2 protein-coding genes are annotated in these 1810 nt (G+C 40.6%); both read left to right on the top strand.

Features of this window, described 5'->3' with window-relative positions; genetic code table 11:
• Positions 1 to 101: 101 nt before the first annotated feature.
• Positions 102 to 1274: an ABC transporter substrate-binding protein gene (locus tag AC52RT_RS06145; protein WP_495539929.1), complete on the top strand. Its 1173-nt coding sequence runs from the start codon at positions 102 to 104 to the stop codon at positions 1272 to 1274.
• 62 nt (positions 1275 to 1336) lie between these two features.
• On the top strand, positions 1337 to 1810 hold a 474-nt coding region (locus AC52RT_RS06140; RefSeq protein ID WP_495539928.1), incomplete at its 3' end, for a branched-chain amino acid ABC transporter permease.

The following is a 1810-nucleotide window of genomic DNA, read 5'->3' as shown; positions in this document are numbered from 1 at the left end:
CATTAAATAGAATAAAATAGGACATCTAGACGAGTTCTTCATATTGATGTACACTAATTTCAAAATAGTATGTCAATTTAAAAAGCCTAGGGGGTATTTTCATGAAGAAGAAAAAGTTAGCAGGAATTCTGCTATCAGTGTCATTGGCTGCAGGTGTATTAGCCGGGTGCGGTGATTCAGAAAAATCAGGATCGGATGGAGATACCATTAAAATTGGTGCAAACCTAGAATTGACTGGTGGTGGTGCTTCATATGGACAGTCTGTTGTCGAAGGAATGGAATTGGCAATCGGAGAACTAAATAAAGAAGGTATTGATGGAAAGAAATTTAAACTTATTAAATATGATAATAAGTCCGAAGCATCTGAAGCTACTGGTGGCGCGACAAAACTAACCAGTCAGGATAATGTATCGGTTATGGTTGGGGCAGCAACAAGCACAAATACATTGGCACAGGTGCAAATTGCCAATGATAAGAAAATACCCTTAATTACACCGACAGGAACAAACTCAGATATTACGTCAAAAGACGGCAAGTTAAATGACTTTGTTTTCCGGACTTGCTTCATCGATCCTTTCCAAGGAACCGTAGCGGCAAACTTTGCGAAGGATACCTTAAAGGCGAAAACAGCTGCCATTTATATTGACAGCTCGAGTGATTACTCAAAAGGACTAGCAGCCGCATTTAAAGAAGCCTTCACAGCGGGCGGCGGAACGATTGTTAAAGAAGAATCATTTGTCCAAAAAGACACTGATTTCCAAGCGACTTTAACCAATATAAAAGGTGCAAAACCAGATTTTGTATTTGTTCCAGCTTTTTATGAAGAAGTCGGCTTAATCTTAAAGCAAGCGCGTGAGTCAGGAATCGACGTTCCATTTATGGGCGGCGATGGCTGGGATTCTCCAAAATTAATTGAAATTGCTGGTGCGGAAGCATTGGAAAATACGTTCATCACAAACCATTACTCTGCAGAAGATCCAGATGAAAAAATCCAAGGATTTGTGTCTGCGTTCAAAGCAAAATACAAAGACAAATCACCAGATGCATTTGCTGCACTTGGCTATGATACAGCGTACTTCATTGCTGATGCCATTAAACGTGCGGGCGGAGATGCCACACCAGAGAAAATCAAAGATGCTTTAGAAAGCACAGACGGTCTTGCCCTTGTTTCTGGAAACATGAAATTGGATGAAAATCATAATCCGATTAAATCAGCTTCCATTTTGAAATATGTAAATGGCGAGCAAAAATTTGAAACAAAGGTTAACCCATAAGCAATAGATGAATAGGAGGCGCTCTGCCTCCTATTTTAGCCATTTAAAAGGGGAGTCGGAATATGGAACTGTTTCAACAGCTAGTTAATGGAATTTCATTAGGCAGTATCTACGCCCTGATCGCACTCGGGTATACGATGGTTTATGGGATCGTTAAGTTGATAAACTTTGCACATGGTGATGTGTTCATGGTGGGAGCATTTATCGGTTTTTATTCGATTACAGTGCTAGATTTATCGTTCTTTCCTGCATTGCTGATTTCAATGACAGCCTGTGCTATATTCGGCGTCGTCATTGAAAGAATTGCCTATAAACCACTGCGAAATGCAACGAGAATTGCGGCACTCATTACGGCAATCGGGGTATCACTATTGATCGAAAATGGGATGATTTTTCTCCGGGGGGCACAGCTTGAAGCCTACCCAACTAATCTGTTGCCATCAGAAAATATCAATGTTTTTGGCGTAGCCATCAAGAGCCAGTCGCTCTTAATTTTAGGCGTATCATTGGTGCTCATGATGGTTCTGCAGATTATT

It is taken from the genome of Peribacillus sp. (assembly GCF_059453735.1).
This window is presented reverse-complemented; position numbering and strand designations above follow the sequence as displayed.

Excerpts from the sequence above, each read along its gene's own strand:
- AC52RT_RS06145 (WP_495539929.1), top strand. The coding sequence starts at position 102 with ATGAAGAAGAAAAAGTTAGCAGGAATTCTGCTATCAGTGTCATTGGCT.